Annotated in this window: 5 protein-coding genes; 2 read left to right on the top strand and 3 right to left on the bottom strand. The window is 69.7% G+C overall.

Annotated features, from left to right (window positions below; genetic code table 11):
• Positions 1-125: 125 nt before the first annotated feature.
• From ACFWW9_RS45890 to ACFWW9_RS45880, 3 genes are all read right to left on the bottom strand, one after another.
• Entirely contained in the window at positions 126-764 is a 639-nt protein-coding gene (locus tag ACFWW9_RS45890) for an SRPBCC family protein (RefSeq protein ID WP_390389935.1), read from the bottom strand.
• A gap of 453 nt (positions 765-1,217) precedes the next feature.
• Complete coding sequence (locus ACFWW9_RS45885; protein ID WP_390389933.1) at positions 1,218-1,640, bottom strand: hypothetical protein; 423 nt, start codon at positions 1,638-1,640, stop codon at positions 1,218-1,220.
• Positions 1,641-1,744: 104 nt separating this feature from the next.
• Positions 1,745-2,254 (bottom strand): MarR family winged helix-turn-helix transcriptional regulator, encoded by a 510-nt coding sequence (locus ACFWW9_RS45880; protein WP_390389932.1) that lies wholly within the window; start codon positions 2,252-2,254, stop codon positions 1,745-1,747.
• 111 nt (positions 2,255-2,365) lie between these two features.
• Here ACFWW9_RS45880 and ACFWW9_RS45875 point away from each other — a divergent pair, with 111 nt between their 5' ends.
• Complete coding sequence (locus ACFWW9_RS45875) at positions 2,366-3,013, top strand: hemerythrin domain-containing protein (protein ID WP_390389931.1); 648 nt, start codon at positions 2,366-2,368, stop codon at positions 3,011-3,013.
• 34 nt (positions 3,014-3,047) lie between these two features.
• Positions 3,048-4,118, top strand: a complete 1,071-nt coding sequence (locus ACFWW9_RS45870) for an alkene reductase (RefSeq protein ID WP_390389929.1) — start codon at positions 3,048-3,050, stop codon at positions 4,116-4,118.
• The last annotated feature ends 43 nt before the right edge of the window (positions 4,119-4,161 follow it).

The raw sequence follows: 4,161 nt of genomic DNA, 5'->3' as shown, positions 1-4,161 counted from the left end.
CGGGGGGCCCGCGGTGGGGGGGGGTGGCCAAATTCCCGTGTTCGGGGGGGCTACCGCAACGGGGCCGTGCGCACCCCCACGCCTACCAGGGTCCGGTTCGTCGCGCACGGCATCGGCGCGGCGTACTAGCCCTGGGGCTGGGCGTCACCGTGGTCGGGGTCGAACTGGGCCAGTGAGGCCGCGGTCGCGGCGGCGATCTCCTCCGCGGTCGCGGTGCCGGAGACTTCGGCGGCGGTCGCCCAGGCGTGCACCGACTGGCGGGAGAACTCCTGGCCTTCCGGGGAGTTGGCGGCGGCGACCGGGTCGTCGGCGATCTCGCCAGCGAGGAACAACGCCAAGGCCAGGAACGCGCCGTCCCAGCCAGGGCCGACGTAGAGCGCGCCCGCGCCGCTACCCGCGAACTCGACGGGAACGGTGTGGTCGAGTTCGAGCACGGTGTCGTCGTCGCCGTCCGACGACAAGCGCAGTTCGACCACGCTGGTCGGACCGCCGAAGGTGACCTTGAGCAGACGAGGAGGTTCGCACGTCAGGATGTCGCCACCCGCGTTGCCTTCGAGTTGGAAGGAGCCGCCGACGCGGAGGTCTCCGCTGAGCGGGAGGAACCAGCGCTTCACGCGGTCGGGGTCGGTCAGCGCGTCCCAAACGTCGTCGATCGCCGCGTCGTAGGAACGGCGGAGCAGGACGCTGACCAGTTCGCCGCTCTCGGCCGGGCGCTTGCCGACCTCGCGGTGGATCGCCTTCAACTGGGCGGCGATGTCGATCATCTGGGAGGCCTTTCGTTGCCGAGGGTGGCTGTCCGCGGCAATTACACAGGCTCCACTTAGATAAGTAAAGGCTTAAGTTGGAGGGAGGTGAGCGGATCTCGAGTTCATGACCGCATGGGCGCAATGCGCCCTGAAGACTCGCGATGCGGGAGGCCGGCGAGGTGGCCCAGCCTGCCGCAGACCTTGGCGCGCGGGCACTGAGACGCCCCGACGGCTCAGGGCAAGGCGGCACACGCCTGAGCGCGAAGTCCTGCGGGAGAAAGCCACTGCGCGACCGAGTTCCGTGGACCCCAGAGAGCAGGGGGCTCCACTGCGCGCGGACGTACCGGAGGCGCTGGGGAACTAGATCACCGCCGCGAGACCGAGAGGTCCAGAGGTCCGACAGAGGTCACCGCCGGGCGGCCGGCAGGTCCAGAGGTCCGATGGAAGGCACCGCCGGGTGGAGGGGGCGATCTAGAGACCCTGGTCGTGGGGTGTGGCGAGGTCCTTGGCATGGGCTTCGCAGGTGCGGGCTTCGCTGGCAAAGTCGGCGATGAAGTGGGCGAACTGGGCTGCGCGGGCGGCGAATGCGGTGGCGTCCTCGACGGTGGTGGCCGTGGTGACGTTGGTGGCTGCTGTGGTGACGTAGTCGAGGGTGAAGGTCGCCAGGTCGGCGTAGGCGGTGGCGTCCTTTGCCCAGCCTGCAGCGGTGTCGGCTGCCCAGGCCTTGTCCTGGTTGGCGGGGTCTGCGGTAGCTGCCGCGCGGGCGGCGCGGGCCCACTCGGTCGCGGCGAGGCCTGAGGCGACCGCTGTCTGCTGGTCGGCGGTGGCGGTTCGGGCGGATTCGGCTGCCTGTTCGGCGGGGGTCGTCGTGGTGGAGGTGGTCGACGTTCCCATGGTGTCGGCTGCTGCGACGGGGACGATCCCCCATGTCACCGCGGCGGCTAGTGCGAGTACCCCTGCGATCCGTGCTGTCCCCATGAAATCGACCGTACCGAAAGTCAGGCTTGGTCCGCCGCGGCGATGTCCTGGATGACGTTGCACGGTGCCGTGGGGTCGAGCGAGTCGAGGCGGAGGGCGGAGCGCTGCATGAGGCAGCGCAGGGAGTTGCGGTCGACCTCGTCCAACTCCTGGAGCACGAAGTCCTGGGCGCGGAGGATCAGGGCGCGCAGCTCTTCCAGGCGTTCGACGCCCTTCTCGGTGGCGACGACCTGGCGGCTGCGGCGGTCGGCCGGGTCGGGGCGGCGGGTGAGGAGGCCTTCCCGTTCGAGGTCGTCGAGCAGGTAGGTCATGACCGTGCGGTCGATGCCGATCTCCTGGGCGATCACGCTCTGGCTCACCGGGGGCTGACGGGTCGACGCCTCGAGCACCTGGTGGCCGCGTGGGCCGCCGGGGAGGGTGCCCGTGGCCTCGTTGGCCGCCTTCAGGTAAGCGCGGAACACGACACCGAGCGCCCAGCCGAAGTCGCGGCGAAGGGTGTCTCCCTCAACCAGCTCGTGAGAACGGGCCATCTCCATAACCGCAGCTTACACCGCATGTAGTCGTCCGGGCATATTTTCGAGTTGACAGATGTTCTGCTGAGCAGACTATATTCGGGACAACGCACTTGAGGGAGGCAGGACATGTCGGACCACGCCGAGAACGGCGGGTGGGTCACTCGCCGGACCGGGCTGGTCCCGAGTGCCGCTCCGAGGACGCGTAGCAGCGCGAAGTCGGTGTTGCGGGAGGACACGCGGCCGACCGCGCCGGAGCCGGACGACGACGTCAGGTTCACCAGGCGTGGGCTGAGCGCGGGTCACCACCTGATCGCCGTGCACGACCACTACCGCGCCGAACTGGCGAAGGTGCGGCAGATCCTGCGGCGCGTCACGAGTGGCGAGACCGGGATCGGGGCGGCGAGGGGCGAGCTGAACTGGCTCACCATCCGGACCACCAACTGGACCCTGCACGGCGCGTGCCAGGCGCAGTGCGTCTCGCTCACCCAGCACCACGGCATGGAGACCAGCCAGATCTTCCCCCACCTGCGACGCAGCCAGCGCGACCTGGCCGCGGTCCTCGACCGCCTGACCGAGGAGCACCACTCGATCCACACCGTGCTGGAGGGCGTCGACGCGGCGCTCGTCCACCTGGCGGGCGACCCCACCGACTTCGGTCCCATCACCGAGGCCGTGGACCTGCTCACCGACACGTTGCTGTCGCACTTCGCCTACGAGGAGCGCGAGCTCGTGGCACCCCTTTCCCGTCACGGATTCTTCCCCGGCCAGCTCTGACGGCCGGGGGTCACACAACAGGAGCAGAAACACCATGAGCAGGCTGTTCGAAGAGACCACCGTCGGCACCGTGAAGACCGCCAACCGGATCGCCATGGCCCCGATGACGCGGAGCCGCGCCACCCGCGAGGGCCACGCCACCGAGCTGATGGCCGAGTACTACAACCAGCGGTCCACCGCGGCGCTGATCATCACCGAGGGCATCCAGCCGAGCATCACCGGGCAGGGCTACACGAACACCCCCGGTCTGCACACCGACGAGCAGGTCGAGAGCTGGAAGCCGGTCGTCAAGTCCGCCAAGGCCAACGGCGCCGCGTTCTACGCGCAGATCCTGCACACCGGTCGCGTCGGCCACCCGGACACCAACGGCGAGACGCCGGTGGCGCCGTCTGCGGTGAAGCTGGACGGCCAGACCTTCAGCTACACGGGCATGCAGGACTTCGTGACCCCGCGCGAGCTGACGCACGACGAGATCCTCAAGACCATCGAGGACCACGTGACCGCGGCCCGCAACGCCGTCGCGGCCGGGTTCGACGGCATCGAGATCCACGGCGCCAACGGCTACCTGACCCAGCAGTTCCTGTCGTCCAACGTGAACCTGCGGACCGACGAGTGGGGCGGCTCGGTCCAGGGCCGCATCAAGTTCGCGGTCGAGGTCGTCCGCGCGGTGGCCGACGCCATCGGCCCGGAGCGGACCGCGCTGCGCATCTCCCCCGCGAACCCCACCCAGGGCATCGAGGAGGACGACTCGCGTGAGCTGTACCTCGCGCTGATCAACGCGCTGAGCGACCTGCCGTTGGCCTACCTGCACATCATGGAGGTCCCCGGCACGCGCGAGCTGACCAAGGAACTGCGCGCCGCGTGGCCGCACACGCTCGTGCTCAACCCGCACCGCGACGCCGAGCGCCGCCAGCCGCACGAGGCGGCCCAGGACGCGCTGGAGGACGTCGGCCCCGAGCTCGTCGCCTTCGGCTCCTCCTACCTCGCGAACCCGGACCTCCCGGCCCGGCTCGCGGCGCAGGGCCCGTACGAGACCCCGGACCCCGCCACCTTCTACGGCGGCGACCACACCGGCTACCTCGACTACCCGACGCTCAAGGCCTGACGCCTCCACCTCAGCGGCCCTCGACGACCACATGGTCGTCGAG

This window comes from Umezawaea sp. NPDC059074, from assembly GCF_042738955.1.
Classification (GTDB): Bacteria; Actinomycetota; Actinomycetes; order Mycobacteriales; family Pseudonocardiaceae; genus Umezawaea.
Note: the sequence above shows the minus strand (reverse complement) of the source record. Positions and strands in the feature narration are given on the sequence as shown.